Consider the following 21,250-nt stretch of genomic DNA (forward strand, 5'->3'; position numbering starts at 1 on the left):
GATACTTGAACCTCAGCTATTTTATAGCGGCCCGGTATTTTCGCAGTAAAAAGAAGCGAAACTTTATCACGGTGCTTTCGACTATCTCCATGATCGGAGTGGCAGTTGGTACAATGGCATTGGTGATAGTCATGTCCGTTTTCAATGGACTGGAAGATCTGATCCGGGGACTTTTTGCCAGCTTCGATGCGGAGTTGAAAGTAGAGGCTGTGCTCGGCAAAAGTTTCGAAGTGGATTCTTTATGGCTAGATGGGATCCAAAACGTAGAGGGAGTAGCTGTACTTACCGAAGTGATCGAAGATAATGCGCTTTTGGACTACAATGGCAATCAATTAGTAGCTACCATCAAAGGAGTTTCGGATAATTTTTTGGAGCAGGATCGTTTTTCCAGAGGGTATTTTTGGGGTGACACCACGCTGGGAAACGACCTCAGACCCGGCGCCATTATGGGTCGTGGAGTTGGTTTTTTCTTGTCTGTAAATCTCAAGGATGTCAATGTCCCCTTAAAGGTCTTTTACCCAAAAGCCCCTCGAAGCGCGGCCACTCTCAATCCCAATCAACTCTATTCCTCCGCTTCGCTTGAGCCGGTTGCATTTTTCTCAGTCGAGCGTCAATTCGATGATGAGTATGTAATTGCCCCTTTGAAGTTCACCCGAGAGCTATTGAACTATGGAAACAAACGGACTTCTCTGGAAATCAAGATTTCGGATGGATATTCCATTGATGAGGTACAAGAAAATTTGAAGGCTCACCTTGGACCTGATTTTTCAGTAAAAAATACCGATGAACAACATGCCGGCTTGCTCCGCACTGTCAAGCTTGAAAAGCTATTTGTTTTTTTGACCCTGAGCTTTATTCTGGCCATTGCCTCCTTCAATATCTTCTTTTCCCTCAGTATGCTCGCAATTGAAAAGAAGAAAGACATTGCTATGCTAAAGGCTTTGGGCGCAAAGGATAAGCTAATTCGGGAGATATTTTTGAAGCAAGGCGCAATGATAGCCGTGGTAGGTGCCGCAATAGGATTAGTCTTGGGATTTGCTATTGTTTGGCTACAGGAGAGTTTTGGATTGGTGTCTCTAGGCATTGCCTCTGCAGTCGTGGATGCTTATCCGGTTCGAATGGTTTGGACTGACTTTGCTTGGATCACCGTGGTGGTCATTTTGATCACATTGGTAGCTTCCTGGAGACCAGCCTGGATCGCCTCAAGGGTGAAGACTACCGACGAACTCTAGTCCTGACAGGCTTTTTTAATGACTTCTTGGGCGGCTTCCATTCCCCAATTGGCTGCAAGCTGTAGGTTTTCGCAGGCTTCTTGATTTCTTTTCATCCGTAGGAGCGTGATTCCTCGGTGATAGTAGGCCGTAGGAAGCGTGGGATCTATGCCTATCAATTGAATAAAGTCTGCCAGCGCCTCTTCCAATTTACTCTGTTGATAGCGAGCTTGCCCTCTGGCAAGGATGATTTGCGTATTGGTTTCATCCAGAAAAAGCCCTTCGCTGTAGTACTTTTCGGCTTGAGCCCATTCTTGCTGCCTGGACGCAATCGTTCCTAGGTATAGATATAATTCAGCGTCTTGATTGTCCAAAGCAAGGGCCTCCCTAAGGTCTCTTTCTGCCAATTTCCAATTTCCTCTTTCTAAAAAATAATAGGCCCGTTTTTTCCATACTTGGGGTTCATTGGGTTTGTTTTTTACGGCAATATTTAGTGGCTCGATCAATTCTTCTGGATTTTTCCCCCGAATCAAAGCAAGACGTTCTTGAGCAAGAAAATGATCTGGGTCTATTTCCAAAGCTGTGATTAAAGCAGATTCCGCCTCATTGCTCCGATCGAGAGAAAGCAAAGCTTGGCTTTTCTCAGTGAGATAGTCTGGTTCGGGTCGGATCTCAATCGCTTGGTCAAAATACTCATTGGCCTTTTCATAGTTTTCCATCCCCATCTGACAAAGCCCAAGGTGGTAAAAGACTTTTGCTGATAGATTTCCCTGAAGGGTGAAAATTCCAGATACGCCAGCTTGCGTGGAATTTTTTTCGAAAAAGATTTGATTGGTTTCTCCTTTGGGAAGATTTTGAAAGGTCAAAAAATCCTTTTCTGCAGCTTCAAACCTTTCCATTTGAAGAAATATTCTCCCACGACTGAAGTAGGCGGAGGCTAGTTGTGGATTCAAATTGATGGCTTGATTGTAGTATTCGAGTGCGAATGGAGTGTTTTCTCCAGGAAAGGACTCATAGACCTGACCCATATACCAGTGAGCAAGCGCATCTTGGGGGTAGCTTTTCAGCCAGTTTTCCAGATGAAAAAAAGCTGCTTCCTGATCCTCACGATCCATGGCTTCCAAGGCAGCCTCAAAGTCATTTTTTGGGCTGTTTTGTCTGGCAAGGCCAAAACCGCTGAGGGAAATGAATAAAAGGACAAGAAAGATTCGGGTCATTCAGGAATTACTTTTCCCAAATTTAAAATTTAAAAGCCCACGGTTCAAAAGTGCATAGACACTTCCTAGCAATCCGAGTGAACCGGTTAGGTACGCATAGGCCTCGGAGAAGAAATTCTGGTCGAAAATACCGATCAAGGCAAGACAGATCAATGCAAAACTGACCAGTGAAACCTGAATGCTCTGGGCATTACCTTGTTTTTTCTCAAAAACCCGGAAGGCTTCAAGTTCTGATTCTGAGGTTTGGTCCAAAATATATTTTCTAAAAACCGGACTGTAGAGTTGCCATTCCAGCCAGGGATTTTCTAGCCAAACCGGTTTTTTGACTTTTGTATCCTTTGGTTTTAGGACTCCTTTTTGTGCCAGCCCAATCATGACATCCTTTCGGGCGGGGCTAAAGAATCCCTCTTGAGCAAATGAATAACAGACTAAGCGCTCTAAAAATGAAAGTTCTGCCCACATATTGGTAAAAAATGCCTTTCTGCTTCGCATTTCTCTAAGTAGAATTTCTGGTTTTTCGAAGCCGGGTTCTGTCTCAAGGGTTTCATGGGGAATGGCTAAGAATTTAAATCGGAAATCTGAAAAAGCCTCCGAGAAACGCATGGACTGATCATTGTCCTTGATTTTTGATAGCAACTCAGGCCAGGTTTTTCCAGAGCATATCCAAATGGTCTTGCCTGGACCGTCTAGATTTTCGATGATTTCAATGGCTTTTGTAGGGTCAGCTAGACAGTGGAAATTTTGAAAAATATACATGTCGTAGCTTTTGTCTACTTTAAACTGCCAATTGATCTCTTGCGTCAGGAAGTCAATCTTAGCCACAGTTTTAGTGCTATTGGAAAGCAATTGATCCATAATCTCGTCAAAATGCCCAGAGTCAATGCTGCATACAAAAAGTTTTGGCTGGCTGAGATCGAAATTATCCTCATGTACAGGTTCAAATGTGAAGAAAATGGTACGCTGCAAATAATAGATCAAAAAGCCAAAAAGGAATAGGAGTCCGATCACTCCAATCCAGCCAGTTCCAAAGCTCAAGTTTTTGGAGGTACCTTGCATGGCTGCCCGAAAGACTGTCTGATTTGGTGTGATAAAGTCGAGAATTTTTTGATCAAAAGGATCGGTTACCGTCATCATGATCGATCTTCGAGATTTTTCCAGACTCTCAAGTTGAAGGTTTTGCTCCTCTTTTTCAGAGCTTTTGACGCTATTCCAGATTTTTGATTCGAAAATCTGTGTCTTGGACTGAATAAGATAGCCGGGAATAAATCCCACCATTAGAAACCAGGTCACGAGATAAACAGGGAGTACTTTGGAGGCAGGAATGATTTTGATTCTTCCCGGGATTTTTTTGACGAATCCATGCCACAAATAAGTCAGGACAAGAGCCGATAAACTCAAAATGAGAATAGGAATCCAGCTAATTAAGCCAGACAAAGCCGATACTAAAATGATCATAAGGTTGATTCCTAAAGGTGCATAGGCTGTCTCATTGAGGTGGTATTTTTTCGAAGAGCTGCCTTTCGAGCTATTGGAATCTGTTGCTAGGTTGATAAATGAAATCCAGAGGGAGGAAATGATCAATAGGAGTAGTAGGCGGATCGGATCAAGTGGTAAATAATAATAGATCGTAAGGACGATCCCCCCATAAATCAGAAAAGCGAAAGTCAGATATTTGAGCTTTCGAAGATTTTGCTGGGTCGGCTTAAGCCATTCAAACAGGAAGGTGTTAAATCCGAAATCAGTCAATAATTGTCGAGATAGCCCCTGTGCGGCCATAGAAAGGAGAAGAATCAGAAAATACGCTGATAAAATCAAAACGGCTTCCAAGGATGAAAGCGAGGAAAATACATGGGTAAGGTTGTGATTGACTAGGAAGACCATCCAAACCGGTTGGTCAAATCCCGTATCCCTTATCCGTGAAAATACTCCAGTGTAATGATGACCGTTTAGATAGAAGGGTACCTCGAGAGTTTGATTTTCACCCAAGTCTCTATTGTTTTCTAGAATAGATTCGATTTCCTGCCATTTGACCAGACTGACTCCTTCCTTAAGGTTGGAAATAGGGGAGATTATCTTTTGGCTTTTATATAATATTCCTCCATCTTCTTTGATGAGGAGGAATCGGAAATTTTTACTGATATCCGCATCTGGTTGAAGCTTGAATGTTACAGCATGGATGTTTCCTTCATTAGTTTTCCTGCTGATTACTGACTCTAGTTGACCACTTCCCCTACTGTAATGAGAGTTGATGAAAACGGAACTGTCGCCTTCTTTGAAATACGTGAAATAAGCCCGGTCACTCAAGTCAATGGGTGAATTTGAGCCATCTCCAAAATTCAAATCCAGGCCCGGACCTTGAAAATACATTTGTTTGGCAAGGCCATCATCGGAGAATTCTATCAGTTCATTTACCTGTCCAAAAGTGTTTTTTTCACCTTGATCCTGAAAATCCCTCAAAATCGTATTAAAGCGACAAAGACTATCAGTGAACTGTTGGTCTAGGGTCAGGCGTATATTTTTAGTCTCTTGAAGTGGGTCAGGTATATTTTTGAAAAAAGAAAAGGCAAATCCCAAAATCAAGGTCAAGCCCAAAAGAGATAGACCCACCTGAAGAATTTTGGACCTTGTCAGTGAATCTCCAAGCCCCAAATTTAAAATGGCCAAAATGGGCACGGAAGAAATGAGTATAACCAAGAAGAAAAGCAAAATGCTCAGCAAGGAAAAATTGATCCGAAGGCCTACTTTCATGAATTGGGCCTCGGGAACTGTTCCTACTGCGAAAAGCTGAAGGTTTTCCAGTGTCACCGGAGCGATATAGGCTCTGTTTTTGAATCCGGAAAAATTGATTACTTCATGATAAACCCCAGATCTTACCACGCCTAGGCTATCTCGTGTAAGGGGGAAAGGCTCAAGTAGCTGAAGGCCTAATTGCTCCTCGGGATAGACTACTTCTCCCTGACTATTTAATATAAAAAATTGCTGAAATACTTTGTTGTTTTCCTGCTTTCTAAGAAGCTCCTCGATAGGAAAGGTGACATCAATAATAACGGCATCTTTGATGGATTCTGAGCTGGCTTCAAATTTTCCTGTAAATCCATAACTCGTGAAATAATTCATTTTATCTGAGGGGATTTTCACCCTCAAATTCTTTCGCGAGAGTTCGTTTTGATCTAATGAAAGAGATGGGAGCGGAACTTGACTTTTACCTACCAAGCGGACCCTTTCGATGTCAGGTTGAAAGACATTGGCAAGCAGGTCGACGAATTTTTGGGACTCCTTACTAATCGAATCTTCCGAATAAACAGCGTAGGCCTCTCTGAAAATATAACCTTCCACTCGCTGATAATAATCAGGCAGAGCAGCTTGCATATCATTTTTGACTGCCTGTATACTTCTCAGGTTTTGCTCTTCCAGTTCGGTGATATTATTCGATGACTGGATATACAAGACAGTCCCGATGATGCCAATTACAGGCAAAAGAAAAAGCCAAACCTTTAGAATTTTTATACGCATGGTAAAAAAAAATGGAAAAGGAATTTAATTATAATTATCTGAAAATCAACAAAAAAGGATTTTGACAAAGGGTTTTTACTGGAAGGTTTTCAAAAAAAACAGGCTAAATTTGCCGGAAGGCACATTTATTGAATCACCCCTTGAACTCAAAAAATACGATAATGAACAAGCATCTAGTATTTCTGGCGCTAACTGTGACACTACTTTCCGGTCAGCTTTTGGCCCAAGAAACCAATGAAAATGCACTTCAATCCGGCACAATCGATGAACAGTTTGACTATATCTACGGAGCTTCAAATAATTATCAAGAGTATAAAGTCGTCAGAAGGTCATTTTTGGATCGATTAAAATCAAATATGCTTGACTCCATCCAAACCATGCGAGGAGAGGTTTTGGAACTCAAAAAAGACGTACAAACCCGACAGGACTCTATTCGATCTATTCAAAATCTTCTTGCACAGACTGAGTCCGAAAAGCAGGAAGCAATAGCTGCCAAGGATAATTTCAGCTTCCTTGGACTTGGAATTCAAAAAGGGGTCTACTCTACGTTTATGTGGGTTTTGGTAGGAGCCTTAGCGGCAGCTTTAGCCCTTTTCTCTTTTAAATATTTCCGAAGTTTTTCAAAGATCAAAAAGGCCGAAAAAGATCTCGCCGATCTACAGGAGGAATTTGAACAGCACCGCAAAAATACCTTGGAGCGGGAGCGCAAACTCAAGCGAGAACTAATTGATGCCCAAATGGGTAAATCCTGACTTGAAAAGTCTCCATGAAGGATTATGACTATGTGGTAATCGGACTCGGGGCTGTAGGATCTGCCGCCCTTTATTTTCTCTCGAAGAGCGGAAAGAGGATTCTTGGAATCGACCGCTTTGACCCACCGCATGGCATGGGCTCCTCACATGGAGAAACCCGAATCACCCGACTGGCTGTGGGTGAAGGAAGAGAGTATGTCAAGTTTGCTCGTCGATCTCAAGAGATCTGGAAAGAAATCGAAAAAGAGGCAGGAATTGAGCTTTTCAAGCAAGCAGGGGGACTTTTGATCGAGTCCGGTCAAGAAGCTTGGGTTAAGTATGGGGGCTCGAGCTTTTTTGATCAAACCAAACAAATCGCTGATTCAGAATCTATCCCACACTCGATTTTTGATCAGGAGAGATTGAATGAAGAATTTCCTCAGTTCAATTTTCCGGAAAAGGTAAGAGGGTACTTTGAGCCCAGTGCAGGATTTGTCTTTCCTGAGAAAACCATACAAGTCCAATTGGATCTTTCCGTAAAGAATGGTGCTAAGGTCCGAGTTCATCAGCCAGTGTTGGGAATTCAGCAAAAAGCGGGATTCGTTGAAATCCAACTTCGAGAGGAAACCCTTCGTGCCAAAAAAGTAATCCTATCTGCCGGCGGTTGGGTAAAGGACTTTGTCGATCCAAGCTTTCAGACGAAGTTTAAAATCTGTAGACAAGTGCTTCACTGGGTGAAGATGAAGGAAGATAGCCCTTTGAAATCCTTGAACTCTGTATTTATGTGGGGATATGGTCCAAAGCCCACAGATTTCTTGTATGGTTTTCCAAGCCAAGATCAGGAAACGGTGAAGATAGCCTCTGAGCAATTTTTGGAAACTGAGCATCCTGAGCAGATCGATCGCTCTGTGAGCAAGCTGGAACAAGAAAGGTTTTGGAAGGAAAAATTGGAAGGGAAATTTGTGGGACTTTTACCTGAAATCGTGCGGAGTGAGGTTTGTTTCTACACCGTTACCGAAGACGCAAGATTTGTTTTGCAGCCACACCCACAGATGGATCGCGTTTCCTTAGTTTCTGCTTGCTCAGGTCACGGGTTCAAACATGCAAGTGCTCTTGGAGAAATGCTAGCTGCCCAAGTTTTGGCCGAATAACCCTTTCCTCAAATTTCCATGTTTTGGAAGCTTCTTTTCAATCAAAAGGCTATTTTTGCATCAATATTAATTCAGAATGGCTAAAAAAAGGGGAGCGGCGTTAGAAGATCACGAGAAGCGTAAGTTAAGCAAGCAAAATTTTCAAAAACTAGGCGGAATATTCCGTTTCATGGTTCCATACAAAGGAAGGTTTATCCTTGGTTTGGTGTTTTTGCTTTTGTCTTCGCTTACCCTGCTGACCTTCCCGTTTGTTGCAGGCAAACTGATTGATACAGCTCAGGGCAGTGACTGGATCATTCAGGACATTGATTCCATTGCTTTTTTACTGTTGGGCATTCTGGCAATCCAAAGCGTCTTTTCCTTTTTCCGAGTTTGGTTGTTTGCCCAAGTATCTGAGCGCTCCATGCGGGATATACGTCTGGCACTTTATAGCCGAATGTTGAGATTACCGATGACTTTTTTCGACAAGCGAAGAACGGGGGAGTTAATTTCAAGAATCACTTCGGATGTCAGTTTGCTTCAAGACACCTTTTCAGTAACCTTAGCGGAGCTTTTTAGACAGGTAGTTACTCTTCTGGCAGGTATAGCCTTTCTTTTCTTTACCACACCGAAGCTTACCTTCTTCATGCTGGGATCCTTTCCGGTCTTGGTTTTGCTGGCAATGGTATTTGGTAGATTTATCCGCTCTTTGAGTAAGAAAACACAGGATGAACTCGCCTCAGCCAATGTCATCGTGGAGGAGACTTTACAGTCTATTTCAACCGTAAAGTCTTTTGTGGGTGAAGCCTATGAGTCTTTACGCTACTCCAATAAGTTGGGAGATGTGGTTCAAGTGGCTTTGCGGACAGCCAAGTTCAGAGGAGCTTTTATTTCTTTTATCATTTTTGCGCTTTTCGGAGGTATCGTGGCAGTAATGTGGTACGGAGCAAGCTTGGTGGCAAGTGGGGAGATGAGTGTGGGTGAATTGGTTTCATTTGTTCTCTATACCACTTTTATCGGGGGGTCGATTGCCGGCTTGGGAGATATTTATAGTCAGGTCCAAAAAGCAATCGGGAGTTCTGAAAGAGTCTTGGAAATACTGGAAGAGTCTGAAGAGAAAAGCGGAACAAGCAGTGCTCAGGAAGAAATTCGGGAAATCGAGCTATCCAACGTCGAGTTTCGATATCCAACCCGCCCTGAAATGGCTGTTTTGAAGTCACTTTCCATGCGAATTCATACAGGAGACAAGGTGGCATTAGTCGGTCATTCCGGAGCAGGGAAATCGACCATCATCCAACTTTTACTGAGGTTTTATGAAGTAGAGAAGGGATCCATTGCCATCAATGGAAAGTCTATCAATGACTGGAATTTGGACGAGCTCAGAAGGCATATCGGGATGGTTCCCCAGGAGGTTTTGCTTTTTGGAGGAAGTATCCGCGAAAATATCGCTTATGCACGTCCAGAGGCTACAGAGGAAGAAATCATTGATGCTGCCAAAAAAGCCAATGCATGGCAGTTTATCTCTCAGTTCCCTGAAGGACTGGATACATTGGTTGGAGAGCGGGGAGTAAAGCTTTCCGGTGGTCAGCGTCAGCGTGTAGCCATTGCGAGAGCTATTTTGAAAGATCCTAGCCTCTTGATTCTCGATGAGGCAACTTCTTCATTGGATGCCGAATCAGAAGCCCTTGTTCAGGAAGCCCTAGACGAACTGATGAAAGGAAGGACAACGATCATCATCGCCCACAGATTAGCAACGATTCGAAAGGTCGACCGAATCTACGTCCTTAGTGAAGGAAGAATTGTAGAGGAAGGAAGCCATCTGGAACTCGCTGATCGAGAGGATGGATTTTATTCCAACTTGGTTCGCTTACAGTTTGCAGAAAATTAATTATCTCAGATTGTTTTTTTCTATCAAATGAATCGAACAATCCCACAGTCCTTCTGTGTTTTCCCATTAAAATTTATTCATGAACAATCACCTGGATCAATTGATCTCGTCGGTAAGCGATGACCGACAAGAATTACTACATCACCCAATTTATCAAAACTTAAATACCCTAGAAGATTTCCGTGTTTTCATGGAGTACCATGTCTTTGCGGTTTGGGATTTTATGAGTCTGCTAAAAGCTCTTCAGCATAGACTGACAGGGATGAGTCTTCCTTGGATACCGGCAGGAGATCCTCTCGTGGTCAGATTGATCAATGACATTGTACTTGCAGAGGAAAGTGATGAGGATGGAAAAGGAGGCTTTTGTAGCCACTTTGAACTTTACTTAAGAGCCATGCAAGAAGCTGGTGCTTCTACCAAGTCTATCAATAGTCTTGTAAAGTCCGTTTCCTCGGGAATGAATCTTGACGATGCGATGAATGTCGCTCAATTACCAGAATTCGTTCAGAAATTCCTTCGGGTAAATTATCAAACAGCCTTATTTGGTTCTGCCCACGAAATTGCCTCAAGTTTTACCTTGGGAAGAGAGGATCTGATCCCTGATTTGTTTAGAAAATTGGTGGACGAGCTTGTCAAAGATCAACCTGAGGAATTAAAAACGCTTGGTTTCTATTTCGACAGACACATTCATCTGGACGAAGAAGAACACGGCCCTTTGGCTTGGAGAATGGTTTCTCTTCTTCTTGAGACAGACGTGCATCTTGAAGGCGCCAAAATTTCTGCCAAAGAAGCTTTGTCTGCCAGAAAAATTCTTTGGGACGGAATCAATCAAGAAATTTTGACTCGAAAAGCGACCTTGGTTCACTAAAGTAAATTGTGTGCAGTGATTGACTTGGTCAATCCTGCCACTTTTTCTTTTAGAATTTCCGAACTAGGGAAAAGTCTCTGCAACTCTTTCTCATCGAGTAGCCTGATCTCGGCGATATAATCGGAAGCTTCCTTGCTTGACCATTTTCTGAAACGGCTGAGTGGTGTCTTCGTGAGCGTGTGAAAAAGTAGCTTTTTGGGCCAATATTGGGCATAAGGCAAGGCGTAATGCGCTTCGATAGGAAAGTATCGGTTTGGCGTCTGCACGAAATGCTTTTTCCCCACTCGCTTAATTTCTGCCGCCATTTTCTGCTGGTTTTCCCAAGTAAACAGATGCTCGATTACGGAATTTGAAAAGATGAGATCAAATTCATTTTCCTGATATTCTTGAAGATTAGTCGCATCACCTGTGGTACTCTTGATAGCAGGATGAGAACTCTCTTCGAGATGGAGGTTGAGCAATGTAATTTCGACCTTTGGATGATCGAGTAATGAGCTGCCTTTCCAAAAATAATCTGTACCTCCGACGTCAAGAATTTTAACGCGCTGATTTACATCGAATTGATTGAAAAAAAGCTGTTCAAATTGCTGCAAACGTTTTTTTCGAAAATACGCCCCAAGAGAATTGGGATCGTCGGAAGAAGCGAACAGCTTAGAAATTGAAAACATTTAGACTAAAAATCGTTTTGCATTTGAAATTACTCGCAAAAGTAAGCATGCTTGACGATTCTTTTCTTAATTTTGGTTTTGAAATCGTGTTTCGGCCAAAAAATGTAGTCTAGCGCGGTTTTTGCAAAAGTGTAATTGTTTGATCAGATTTTTATGAAGCGCAGATTTGACCGGTATTTTCCTTGGCTTTTCACAGCCTCTGATTTTATTGCTTCCCTTGTTTCGCTTTTACTGACCAATTTCTTTCTTCAGAAATTTGGAATTTTCGCCAAGGTTGAACTCGACGCCTTTTTGCCGCTATCAGTGCTTTGGTTGTTGATTTCCCTTCTTAGAAAAGACTATAAAATCGGTCGTACTGATGAGTATGGAGACACGCTGAAGCATCTCCTAGGCACGGTCTTTTGGTTTGTCGGTGCTACGGCTATTCTTTGGATTCCATTCAATACGCCTGAGTTGCAGGTTTTGCCAGTCCTTACTTTGGGAGTAGGCATGCTGGTATTGATGGGAAGTTATCGGGTGTCTATTCATATGATGCTCCGGTCCTACAGATCTAAGGGTAAGAATTATCGAAACGCTGTCATAGTCGGAAAAGGAGGAACAAGTCCCCGGCTAGCTGATGTATTTCGGATTCGAAAGGATTTCGGAATCAATTTCCTAGGTTATTATGATAATCTCTCCGATTGTGCACAGACCCGTGGAGGGATTCAGCAGTTTTTCGAACACGCTCCAGAATTAGACCTTGATCTGATCTATATCCACGAGCAATTAGAGCCAGGATTGGTCCGAAAAATCATTGACTTCGCAGATGAAAATTACATCAAAGTCAAGATGATTCCCGGAGGATCCCTTCAATTGGAGAAGAATCTATCATTTTCAAGGTATGGCGATTTCTTTGTCATCAATGTCAATGAAATTCCTTTGGACAATGCCTTCAATAGCTTTGCAAAAAGAGCTTTTGATATTGTATTTGCCAGTTTGGTGATTGTATTTATCCTTTCTTGGTTGATCCCTCTGGTCGGGTTTTTAATCAAATTGGAATCAAGAGGTCCCATATTTTTTATCCAAAAACGAAATGGAGTCAACAATCAAGTGTTCAGCTGCCTGAAGTTTCGGTCTATGACTCCTAACGATTATGCAGATACTGTGCAGGCAAAAAAAGGAGATCCTCGGGTCACAAGAATTGGGTCCTTTTTGCGCACGACCTCTTTGGATGAAATGCCACAGTTTATCAATGTGCTGCTAGGGGATATGTCCATTGTAGGTCCTCGACCTCATACGATTCCTATGAATCAGACATTTCAAAAGCAAATTGAGCGGTACAATTCCCGACATAAGATCAAGCCGGGAATCACAGGTTTGGCTCAAGTGAGAGGTTTTAGAGGGGAAATTGAAAACCCCCATCAGATTCGCTCACGGGTACGATTAGACTCTTTTTATATTAATAATTGGTCATTTTTGCTGGATATGGGTATCATGGTGAAGACAGTTCACGAGCTGCTTTTCAACCGGGAGAATGCCTATTGATCGATGAATCGCTGTCATTTTTGTAATAGCGAATCGCTTCGGGATTTTCAGGCAGAAGAGAAAATGCTCGGGCTGGGAGAGCAGTTTACTTACCAAGAGTGTCAGGATTGTCAATCCCTTCAAATCAAATCTGTTCCGTCAAATCTTTCTGCTTTTTATAAGTCAGATACCTATTATTCCTTTTCTTCTTTAGTCACTTCAAGCTCGCTTAAAAATTTCCTGAAAAAGGTAAGAATGTGGCTCTTTTTGAAAACAGGCGCCTCGGTATTCAGCCCTTCCTATGGATATTGGCTTAGGGAGTTAAATCCTGCCTATTCGGATCGAATAGTTGATATCGGCTGTGGTAGTGGACAGCTTCTCTATGAGTTATGGGCATCTGGCTTTGAAAATCTGACTGGAGTGGACCCTTTTTTAGATAGTTCAAAGGATTTGAAACCAGGGCTGTCATTGATCAAGGGTGGGCTGGAGGATCTTCCCGGAGAATTTGACATTATGCTCATGCATCATGCTTTTGAGCACATGGCAGAGCCAAAGAAAACTTTGGAGACTTGTCGCCAAAAGCTTAAAAAAGATGGAAGACTGCTAATTCGCACTCCTTTGGCAGGAAGTAGTGCTTGGGAAGAATTTGGAGATAATTGGGTTCAGCTTGATGCTCCAAGGCACTTGAATATTCCTAGTTTGGAGGGGTTCAAAAAGCTAGCAAATGACCAGGGTTTTAATCTCGAAAAGATTCTTTTTGACTCTACAGCCTTCCAATTTTGGGGGTCCATTTTGTATCAGCGAGGAATAAAGCTTGCAGGGACGGACTGCGAAGCCCATTTTTCGTCAAATGAATTAAGAGTATTTCAAAAAAAAGCCCTCCGGTACAATCAGGAGGGCAAAGGGGATCAGGTTTGTTTTTATCTGCGCCGAGCAGATTAAATTCGGAAGAGGGCATCGAAAAAGCCCATCGTTTCACCTTTCTTTTTGAAAATTATCATTGGAAGCGAGTTATTGACTTCGATGAGTTTCTCGGCTGTGCTTCCCAATAGAATTGCTGCGGATTTGGTCCGTCCGCGAGAGCCCAGGATAATCATATCCACGTCCATTTTATGGGCTTCTTCCAGCAATTGTCTACCGGAGCTTTCGCCGCTATCTAAGATAAATTCACATTTCAATTCCGGATGATCGTGTTTGGATACGAATTTTTTGAAGTCTTTTTCCGCATTAAGCCGCATGATTTCAGAGAATTCCTCGAAAGATTTACCAGTCTTGGAGTAGCCTGCCGGGACATGGAAAATATGAACTGGAATCAATTCAGCTTTTAATTCATCAGCTATTCGCTCTCCAAATTCATAAATCATGTGATTGTGCTTGGAAAAATCCGTGGGTACCATAATGCGCTTAGGAATACCAGGAGGGCGCTTTTCCTGAAGCAACATGATGGAGCAGGGCGCTTTTTTTGCCACTCCGTTAGCAAGGGCACCACTTCCTACTAGGCTTTCTTTCCTTCCCATCACAATGAGGTCCACATCTTTGATTTTGGCCCATCGGAGGAAGGTCTCTAAAGGATGGCTACCTTCCTCGGCAAAAATTTCGATCTCGATATTTTCAGGAAAATTATGCCGCTTGATTTTCTCCTCCATGATTGCCTCAATGGACTCATCTCCTGGGGCCAAGAGATCTGGATATTGGCTGAGAATGTCATCTGGGATGGCCAAGTTTTTTGCCACATGCACGAAATAGCATTTTTCAACTCCTAAAAACTTCAAGAATATGTTGGTCTTTTGGATCAGGATTTCATCCATTTCGGTCAAGTCCAAACCGATCATGATTTTTGGAAAAATCTTCATGTGTCTGCGTTTTGATTAAAGGCTTTTGCCCTAATTCGATCTTTCACTCTTACGGAGAGCTTCTCATCAGGGTATCTGATAGCGCTTGTTGGTTTCAAAGGCTTAATTTAAGAGATTGATTGAGTTAATTAAACTGTTTTTGTGAAATTGAGCTTTTCAAAGGTTGATCGGGTAATTTAATGGCTGACTTACAAAAATATTTTTTAGCGATACTTCCTCCTAAAGAATTTAGGGAGCAAATTCACGATTTGAAACTTTCGCTCAAGGAAGAGTTTGGGGTAAAATATGCCTTGAAGTCTCCGGCCCACATCACCTTGAAAATGCCCTTTCTGTACAATGCCAACAAGGAGGATCGTTTGGTGGAAGCACTAAAAAATTTCAACCAAGGGTTTTCTCCTTTCCCCCTGAGCATTCGAGGTGTGGATCAATTTCGGAGGCGTGTTTTGTTTTTGAGTGTGGCGAAACAACCCAAGCTGTTTGAACTGCAGGATGGACTGAGAATTTTTGGTAAAAGAGATTTAAAATTGAATCTAGAATTGAGCGATACCAATTACCATCCACACCTTACGGTTGCCTTTCAGGATATCAAGAAGGAGCAGTTTGACTCTATTAGGTTAAGAGTAGAAAAAGCAGGTTTAGAAGTAGATTTTAAAGTAGGAAGTTACTATTTGTTAAAGCGAAAAAATGGACTTTGGGAACCCCAAACGGAGATATTTTTAGCAGAAACTTGACCTTTTGCCCATTTTTTAATCCATTCGAATAAATTTTTAACAAAAATTTAATTTTGACAGGTGCTTAAAAAGGTTTTTAAAATTCCGAGAATATGATTTTCAAAAACGAACATCATCAGAATAATATTTTAAAAATATGAGTATGGATTAAATATACAGAATAATATATCTATCAAATCAATTTTTGCAGAATAAAAAATTAATTGAATTATTCCAAGTTTAAAAATAAACTAGATTGTTTTTTATCGTTTTCAGAATTTATTATCGAGAACTTGAAAATAATATTAAAAATTCGTGGTTTTTGAAATCCGGACAGTGTTCGGACACCTGTAAATCCAAATATTATTTCTAAAATTTGGTATTTTCAGTATGATAGTATGATTTTTACCTTTTTTTTGAGCATCTGCCAAATTTGCTCTTTCACAAATTAGTATCGTCTTTTATCTCCACGAAAATTAAATCATTTTATTAAAACTAAACCTATGAAGAAAATTTTACTGGGTTTTGTTTTTGTATTGCTGGCATCCGTGTCGGTAATGGCGCAAAACAAAACCATCACAGGTAGAGTGACATCACCAGGCGAACCTGAGGGTTTGATCGGGGTGAATGTCCTAGTGAAGGGTACGACCATTGGAGTCGTAACGGATTTGGATGGAAGGTATACCCTTTTGGCTCCAGAAAGTGCCACTACATTGGTCTTTAGCTACATCGGCTATCGCAGTGTGGAAGAGCAAATTGGCAATCGTTCTGAGATCAATGTAGTGATGGAAGAAGATTCCCAGAATCTTGATGAAGTAATCATTACTGCATATGGCACTGCTGATAAGGGAAACTTTACCGGTTCTGCTATAGCATTGAAAGGAGATCAAATCGCAAACAGACCGATCAACAACGTAGTAAATGCGATTGAAGGTCAGGCTCCTGGTGTAATTACTACTTCTGCTTCCGGTCAGCCAGGGTCTACTCCAGCTGTTCGTATTCGTGGTATTGGTTCGGTAAACTCTTCTTCTTCTCCACTTTACGTGGTGGATGGGGTTCCATATGATGGAGCACTTTCCAACTTGAACCCAGAAGATATCGAAGACATGACCATTTTGAAGGATGCTTCTTCAGCAGCTCTTTACGGTTCTCGTGCCGCTAACGGTGTGATCATGATTACCACTAAGACTGGTAAGAAAAACAAGCCTATTTTCAATTTGAGATTGCAGCAAGGTATCTCAAGTCGTGCACTTCCTGAGTATGATCGCGTAAACGCTGATCAGTACTACCCGCTAATTTGGGAATCTCTCAGAAACTCACAGCTTGGAAACGGTGCCAGCGGTGCTGATGCAGCTGCTTTTGCATCTAACAACCTGATTGACATTCTTGGTTACAACATCTACAATGTACCAAATGATCAAATCGTAGGTCTTGACGGTACTTTGAATCCCAATGCAAGAAACAACTTCCAGGGACTTAACTGGTTCGACGAGTTGGAGCGAATGGGTGACCGTAAGGAATACAACATGACTTATTCCGGTGGTTCTGAGAAGACTGATTTCTACACCTCTTTCAACTATTTGAATGAGAAAGGATTTATCATCCAGTCTGATATCGAGCGATTCACCGGTCGATTGAATGTAAATACTCAGGCTACTGACTGGTTGAAGACAGGTATCAACCTTTCTGCAACGCTAAGTGAAGGAAACAATGCAAGAGATGGTGGTAGCAACAGCTTTGTGAACCCATTCTTTACCGCAAGATCCATGGGTCCTATTTATCCGGTATTTGCTCAGAATATGCAAACTGGTGGATTCATTCTAGATGAATTCGGAAACAGAATCTATGACCTAGGTGACTTAGAGGAGCTAGGCCTACCATCTAGAGGTGCGGGTGCATATCCTGGTCGTCACGTGGTTCAAGAGACTTTACTTAATGTGGACAGATTTGACAGAGATGTAATCTCTTCACGTGCATATGTTGAGGCTAAGTTTTTGAAGAACTTCACTTTCAGAACGAATATTGCAACTGATATTACTTCGCTTCTTGACATCGGATATGATAACACTATCGTAGGTGATGGAGCTCCAGCAGGACGTACTCGTAGAGAAAATATCCGCATCAACTCTTTGACTTTCAACCAGCTCTTGACTTATACCAATACGTTCAAAGAGAAGCACTTCGTAGAAGTATTGGCAGGTCATGAGAACTATGATTATCAAGTAAATCGTCAATTTATCTCCAAGCAAGATCAAATCTTGGCTGGTAACATTGAGCCAGACAACTTTGTAACGATCAACTCTGCTACAGGCCGTCTAGACCGTGACAGAATTGAGTCTTATCTCTCTAGAGTTAACTATGTATACGATGATAAGTACTCCTTCTCCGCATCTTTGAGAACAGATGCTTCTTCCCGATTCTTTGAGGACGTGAGATGGGGAACATTCTTCTCCGTGGGTGCTGCTTGGTCTATCGATCAGGAAGACTTCTTTGATTCTAATTTCTTTCAGATGTTAAAGTTGAGAGCTTCTTACGGTGAAGTAGGTAACAATAGCATCCTTAATTCCGGAGGAGGACAAAATTATTACCCATGGCAGGCACTTTATGACTTAGGGTTTAATAACGCATCTGAGCCTGGTATTTTGCAAGCTTCTCTTTCAGCCCTTGATTTGGAGTGGGAGTCTAACAATACCTATGATTTGGGTATTGATTTTGCATTCGCTAACCGATTCACTGGTGCTTTGGAATATTTTAACAGAGAGTCCCAAAACTTGATTTTTGACGTTCCATTATCATTGACCACTGGTTTGGAAAGTAGGTTCCTAAATATCGGTACGATGTCTAACACCGGTATAGAATTCAATGTAGGTGGAGAAATTATTAGATCTGGCGATTTCAAGTGGAATGCGAATGTGAACGTCTCAACTTTCAATAATGAATTCAAAGAATTGCCATTTGACGAGCAAATCGAAGGAACCAAAAAATATGTAGTTGGAAGATCTATCTATGACTTCTGGTTGAGAGACTGGTATGGAGTAGATGCTGAGACCGGTGAAGGTCTTTACAGAGCTGAAGAGTATGCAGAAGATGATCCTCGTGATCGTATTGTGAATGGTGATACACTTACTACCAATTTCCAGAATGCACGTTTCCACTTCGCTGGTAATGCAACCCCTGACTTCTTTGGTGGTTTGACCAACACTTTCACGTACAAAGGATTCTCTTTGAACATCTTGATGAGCTTTGCAGTGGGTGGTGATATCTATGATGGTATCTATGCAGGATTGATGTCTGCCGATCCTGATGGTGGTGCCCTTCACGTGGACATCCTTAACAGGTGGACGCAGCCAGGAGATGTAACCGACGTTCCGAAAATGGACGTGACCGGTGCTGCTCAAACTAACGTGGCTTCTGACAGATGGTTGACGGATGCTTCCTATCTGAACCTTCGATCTGTAAACTTGTCCTATACTTTCCCACGTACTCTATTGGAGCGTTGGAAAATGAGAGGTGCTACTGTTTATGTAGCAGGTGAAAACTTGGGATGGCTTTCTGGACGTTCCGGTATGTATGTATCCGGTACATTCAGCGGTACGACTTCCAATACCTTTACCCCAGCCAGAACATTCACGCTTGGTGTTAACTTACAACTGTAATTTACCAAAACAATGAAGAAATTATTAAGTAAAATATTCTTGCTCGGAGCAATCCTAAGTTTTGGTTGCTCGGAGGACTACTTGGATACCCTTCCTACGGATGCGGTTTCTGAAAATTTGGTCTTTACGACTACAAAAAATGCTTTCACAGCTCTTAATGGGATCCACCGATCCATGTTTATTCGTTACGATTCTCAGGGTCAGCCTGGTGAAGGTGGCGTGATGATCATGCGAGAAGCGCTTGCTGAAGATTATGTATTGACTGGAATTGCAAATGGTTGGTTTATCTCTATGTCTAGATGGCTAAACCACGTCAATGAGAACAGTGGTGATGTCCGTTTTGTCTGGAGATTCTACTACAAAATCATTGGTAATGCGAATATGATTATCGCCAATATTGATGATGCTGAAGGTCCTCAGGCTGAAAAAGATGAGATCAAAGGTCAAGCTTTGGCTTACAGAGCTTGGGCTCACTTCAACTTGGTTCAGCTATTTGCTGAGCGCTATCAAGCAGGTGGTGGTAATAGCCAATTGGGTGTACCAATCGTATTGGAGCCTATCACCGAAGGTGGTGCTCGTAATACAGTAGAGGAAGTTTATACTCAGGTTAACGCTGACATCGATGCTGCTATCGCTCTTTTGGACGAAGGTAGAAACGCAAAGTCGCACATCAACATCAACGTGGCTCGTGGTATCAAAGCTCGTATTGCTTTGACGCAAGGTAACTATGCTGTAGCTGCTCAATTGGCTAGCCAAGCTCGCGAAGGATATGAATTGATGTCTGAGTCTCAACTTTACGAAGGATTCAACAATGTTGATAATCCTGAGTGGATTTGGGGAAGCCGTCAGATTGACGATCAGCAGACCTTCTTTGCTTCTTACTTCGCTTACGTTTCTTTGAACTTCAGTTCGACGAATATTCGGGGTAATCCGAAGGCGATCAACAGTAAGCTTTATGCTGAAATCTCAGATACAGACTACAGAAAAGGCCTTTGGGATGCGAATGCTTCTGATCCTGCCTTGAGAGATCCATTCATCGATGAGGTTACTTTGAGCTCCTTTGCAAAGCGTGACTACATGAACCGTAAGTTTATCGCTCAAGCAAATGCAAGTTCTGTAGGTGATGTGCCTTACATGAGAGCTTCAGAAATGTTCTTGATCGAAGCGGAAGCTTTGGCAAGAGCTGGAAATGACAGCCAAGCTGCTCAGGTTTTGTTCAGCTTTGCTTCTCAGCGTGATCCGGAGTATACCTTGACTACCAACACTGGTGCAGCTTTGATCGAAGAGATCATGATTCAGCGTCGTATCGAGCTATGGGGTGAAGGCTTCAGATTCTACGACTTGAAGCGTCTGAACCTTCCATTGGATCGTACTGGTGCAAACCACGTAGAGACTGTGATCAACTCTAAGTTTGAAGAGCCTGCTGGTACTTCAAACTGGCAGTTCAAGATTCCTATCTCTGAATTGAACGCTAACGAAAACATGGTTCAGAATCCTTCTTAAGGATTTCTAAATCCATAAAAGTAAAAGTCCGGGCTTAGGCTCGGACTTTTTTGTTTTACCTCTTTCAGGGAATATTAAATAGTTATCCTGTTTTTCTGCCAGTAATCAAAGAGTAAGGCTGAAAAGGACCTTCGATTCTCATACTTCCGATTCTAAGCCGAGAAAGTATAGAAATTAGGCTACTGGAAATGATTCAGCTTATTCAGAATCACTTTTTCAAGCTATTTCAATTCCAGTTCGTCCGTTTCCTGTCCTTTGCCCAGCAGTAAACTTCTAGGGCTTCGGCTATTTCCTTTGTAAACATGCACGATATTTTGCTGTGTGGAGAAGTCCTCAATTAGCACTGAATTTTTTACCCGAATGCTATTCTCCAGCTTGACCGGGTCAGATTCGATATAAAACCAAGCTGCATCTTCTTCTACCTCAAAGCCAAGAAGAACCCAATTGACTTCCTTTTCAGCGATCCAGATCTGAAAATTCTCCTTCAAATAGGCTTCTACTTGCTGCTGTAGAATTTCCGGATCTTTCGGATTCAGGAAGTCTATGGTCTCCTCATGAAAACTACCTAATCCTACTTCCAAATCATCCCAAAATATCTTGGTAGCAATTTCAAGTCGTTGGGAATTCGGGTTTTGACGGATTTCTGTCAAAGAAATGTAAAATGGGTGGGATAAAACCATCCATCCCAAGGAAATCATGGAGATGTAAAACTGTTGCATTTGGAAGAATTTGGGGACTATATTATGGGAATAAACCTGTATTATTGCCGCAATTTACTTCAATTGGAATATTTATTCCC

General features: G+C 42.0%; 15 protein-coding genes. 10 read left to right on the forward strand and 5 right to left on the reverse strand.

The annotated features are described in order from the left end of the window. Positions 1-5: 5 nt before the first annotated feature. Entirely contained in the window at positions 6-1,232 is a 1,227-nt protein-coding gene (locus CDH51_RS12680; protein WP_198514303.1) for an FtsX-like permease family protein, read from the forward strand. Here the strand turns inward: CDH51_RS12680 and CDH51_RS12685 are convergent. After that, on the reverse strand, positions 1,229-2,428 hold the full coding sequence (locus tag CDH51_RS12685; protein WP_100628898.1) for a tetratricopeptide repeat protein: 1,200 nt from the start codon (positions 2,426-2,428) through the stop codon (positions 1,229-1,231). The genes CDH51_RS12680 and CDH51_RS12685 overlap by 4 nt on opposite strands. Further along, positions 2,429-5,941 (reverse strand): PDC sensor domain-containing protein, encoded by a 3,513-nt coding sequence (locus CDH51_RS12690; protein WP_100628899.1) that lies wholly within the window; start codon positions 5,939-5,941, stop codon positions 2,429-2,431. A 161-nt stretch (positions 5,942-6,102) separates the two neighbouring features. On the opposite strand from CDH51_RS12690, the gene CDH51_RS12695 reads away from it, so the two are divergent. From CDH51_RS12695 to CDH51_RS12710, 4 genes are all read left to right on the forward strand, one after another. Further along, positions 6,103-6,693, forward strand: coding sequence for a hypothetical protein (locus tag CDH51_RS12695; protein ID WP_100628900.1), 591 nt, complete (start codon positions 6,103-6,105; stop codon positions 6,691-6,693). Between the two features lie 14 nt (positions 6,694-6,707). After that, positions 6,708-7,823: an N-methyl-L-tryptophan oxidase gene (gene solA / locus CDH51_RS12700; protein WP_100628901.1), complete on the forward strand. Its 1,116-nt coding sequence runs from the start codon at positions 6,708-6,710 to the stop codon at positions 7,821-7,823. 76 nt (positions 7,824-7,899) lie between these two features. Next, positions 7,900-9,690 carry an ABC transporter ATP-binding protein gene (locus tag CDH51_RS12705; protein WP_100628902.1) on the forward strand — a complete coding sequence of 597 codons (1,791 nt, stop codon included), beginning with the start codon at positions 7,900-7,902 and terminating at the stop codon, positions 9,688-9,690. A gap of 79 nt (positions 9,691-9,769) precedes the next feature. Then, positions 9,770-10,558: a DUF3050 domain-containing protein gene (locus tag CDH51_RS12710; RefSeq protein ID WP_100628903.1), complete on the forward strand. Its 789-nt coding sequence runs from the start codon at positions 9,770-9,772 to the stop codon at positions 10,556-10,558. Here the strand turns inward: CDH51_RS12710 and CDH51_RS12715 are convergent. Further along, positions 10,555-11,226, reverse strand: coding sequence for a class I SAM-dependent methyltransferase (locus CDH51_RS12715; RefSeq protein WP_100628904.1), 672 nt, complete (start codon positions 11,224-11,226; stop codon positions 10,555-10,557). The two genes, CDH51_RS12710 and CDH51_RS12715, sit on opposite strands and share 4 nt — an antisense overlap. Positions 11,227-11,379: 153 nt before the next feature. Here CDH51_RS12715 and CDH51_RS12720 point away from each other — a divergent pair, with 153 nt between their 5' ends. After that, the gene (locus CDH51_RS12720) at positions 11,380-12,750 is read left to right on the forward strand and encodes an exopolysaccharide biosynthesis polyprenyl glycosylphosphotransferase (protein ID WP_100628905.1); all 1,371 of its coding nucleotides are present in this window, start codon (positions 11,380-11,382) and stop codon (positions 12,748-12,750) included. A gap of 3 nt (positions 12,751-12,753) precedes the next feature. Next, on the forward strand, positions 12,754-13,671 hold the full coding sequence (locus CDH51_RS12725) for a class I SAM-dependent methyltransferase (protein WP_100628906.1): 918 nt from the start codon (positions 12,754-12,756) through the stop codon (positions 13,669-13,671). On the opposite strand, the gene CDH51_RS12730 is transcribed toward CDH51_RS12725, so the two are convergent. Further along, positions 13,668-14,582 carry a universal stress protein gene (locus CDH51_RS12730; RefSeq protein WP_100628907.1) on the reverse strand — a complete coding sequence of 305 codons (915 nt, stop codon included), beginning with the start codon at positions 14,580-14,582 and terminating at the stop codon, positions 13,668-13,670. The genes CDH51_RS12725 and CDH51_RS12730 overlap by 4 nt on opposite strands. Positions 14,583-14,761: 179 nt before the next feature. On the opposite strand from CDH51_RS12730, the gene CDH51_RS12735 reads away from it, so the two are divergent. The 3 genes from CDH51_RS12735 (at position 14,762) to CDH51_RS12745 (ending at position 20,451) form a co-directional block, all read left to right on the forward strand. Further along, positions 14,762-15,313: a 2'-5' RNA ligase family protein gene (locus tag CDH51_RS12735; protein ID WP_100628908.1), complete on the forward strand. Its 552-nt coding sequence runs from the start codon at positions 14,762-14,764 to the stop codon at positions 15,311-15,313. Positions 15,314-15,795: 482 nt separating this feature from the next. Next, positions 15,796-18,948 carry a SusC/RagA family TonB-linked outer membrane protein gene (locus CDH51_RS12740; RefSeq protein ID WP_100628909.1) on the forward strand — a complete coding sequence of 1,051 codons (3,153 nt, stop codon included), beginning with the start codon at positions 15,796-15,798 and terminating at the stop codon, positions 18,946-18,948. 12 nt (positions 18,949-18,960) lie between these two features. Then, complete coding sequence (locus CDH51_RS12745) at positions 18,961-20,451, forward strand: RagB/SusD family nutrient uptake outer membrane protein (RefSeq protein ID WP_100628910.1); 1,491 nt, start codon at positions 18,961-18,963, stop codon at positions 20,449-20,451. A 221-nt stretch (positions 20,452-20,672) separates the two neighbouring features. On the opposite strand, the gene CDH51_RS12750 is transcribed toward CDH51_RS12745, so the two are convergent. Continuing rightward, the gene (locus tag CDH51_RS12750; protein ID WP_100628911.1) at positions 20,673-21,170 is read right to left on the reverse strand and encodes a DUF6702 family protein; all 498 of its coding nucleotides are present in this window, start codon (positions 21,168-21,170) and stop codon (positions 20,673-20,675) included. Positions 21,171-21,250 lie beyond the last annotated feature (80 nt).

This window comes from Algoriphagus formosus (genome assembly GCF_002807035.1).
In the GTDB taxonomy this organism is placed as follows: Bacteria; Bacteroidota; Bacteroidia; order Cytophagales; family Cyclobacteriaceae; genus Algoriphagus; species Algoriphagus formosus.

What these genes read in the sequence shown, in the direction of transcription:
- CDH51_RS12685 (WP_100628898.1), bottom strand. Translation starts at nt 2,428, where the DNA reads ATGACCCGAATCTTTCTTGTCCTTTTATTCATTTCCCTCAGCGGTTTT.
- CDH51_RS12690 (WP_100628899.1), bottom strand. Translation starts at nt 5,941, where the DNA reads ATGCGTATAAAAATTCTAAAGGTTTGGCTTTTTCTTTTGCCTGTAATT.
- CDH51_RS12695 (WP_100628900.1), top strand. Translation starts at nt 6,103, where the DNA reads ATGAACAAGCATCTAGTATTTCTGGCGCTAACTGTGACACTACTTTCC.
- solA (WP_100628901.1), top strand. Translation starts at nt 6,708, where the DNA reads ATGAAGGATTATGACTATGTGGTAATCGGACTCGGGGCTGTAGGATCT.
- CDH51_RS12705 (WP_100628902.1), top strand. Translation starts at nt 7,900, where the DNA reads ATGGCTAAAAAAAGGGGAGCGGCGTTAGAAGATCACGAGAAGCGTAAG.
- CDH51_RS12710 (WP_100628903.1), top strand. Translation starts at nt 9,770, where the DNA reads ATGAACAATCACCTGGATCAATTGATCTCGTCGGTAAGCGATGACCGA.
- CDH51_RS12715 (WP_100628904.1), bottom strand. Translation starts at nt 11,226, where the DNA reads ATGTTTTCAATTTCTAAGCTGTTCGCTTCTTCCGACGATCCCAATTCT.
- CDH51_RS12720 (WP_100628905.1), top strand. Translation starts at nt 11,380, where the DNA reads ATGAAGCGCAGATTTGACCGGTATTTTCCTTGGCTTTTCACAGCCTCT.
- CDH51_RS12725 (WP_100628906.1), top strand. Translation starts at nt 12,754, where the DNA reads ATGAATCGCTGTCATTTTTGTAATAGCGAATCGCTTCGGGATTTTCAG.
- CDH51_RS12730 (WP_100628907.1), bottom strand. Translation starts at nt 14,582, where the DNA reads ATGAAGATTTTTCCAAAAATCATGATCGGTTTGGACTTGACCGAAATG.
- CDH51_RS12735 (WP_100628908.1), top strand. Translation starts at nt 14,762, where the DNA reads ATGGCTGACTTACAAAAATATTTTTTAGCGATACTTCCTCCTAAAGAA.
- CDH51_RS12740 (WP_100628909.1), top strand. Translation starts at nt 15,796, where the DNA reads ATGAAGAAAATTTTACTGGGTTTTGTTTTTGTATTGCTGGCATCCGTG.
- CDH51_RS12745 (WP_100628910.1), top strand. Translation starts at nt 18,961, where the DNA reads ATGAAGAAATTATTAAGTAAAATATTCTTGCTCGGAGCAATCCTAAGT.
- CDH51_RS12750 (WP_100628911.1), bottom strand. Translation starts at nt 21,170, where the DNA reads ATGCAACAGTTTTACATCTCCATGATTTCCTTGGGATGGATGGTTTTA.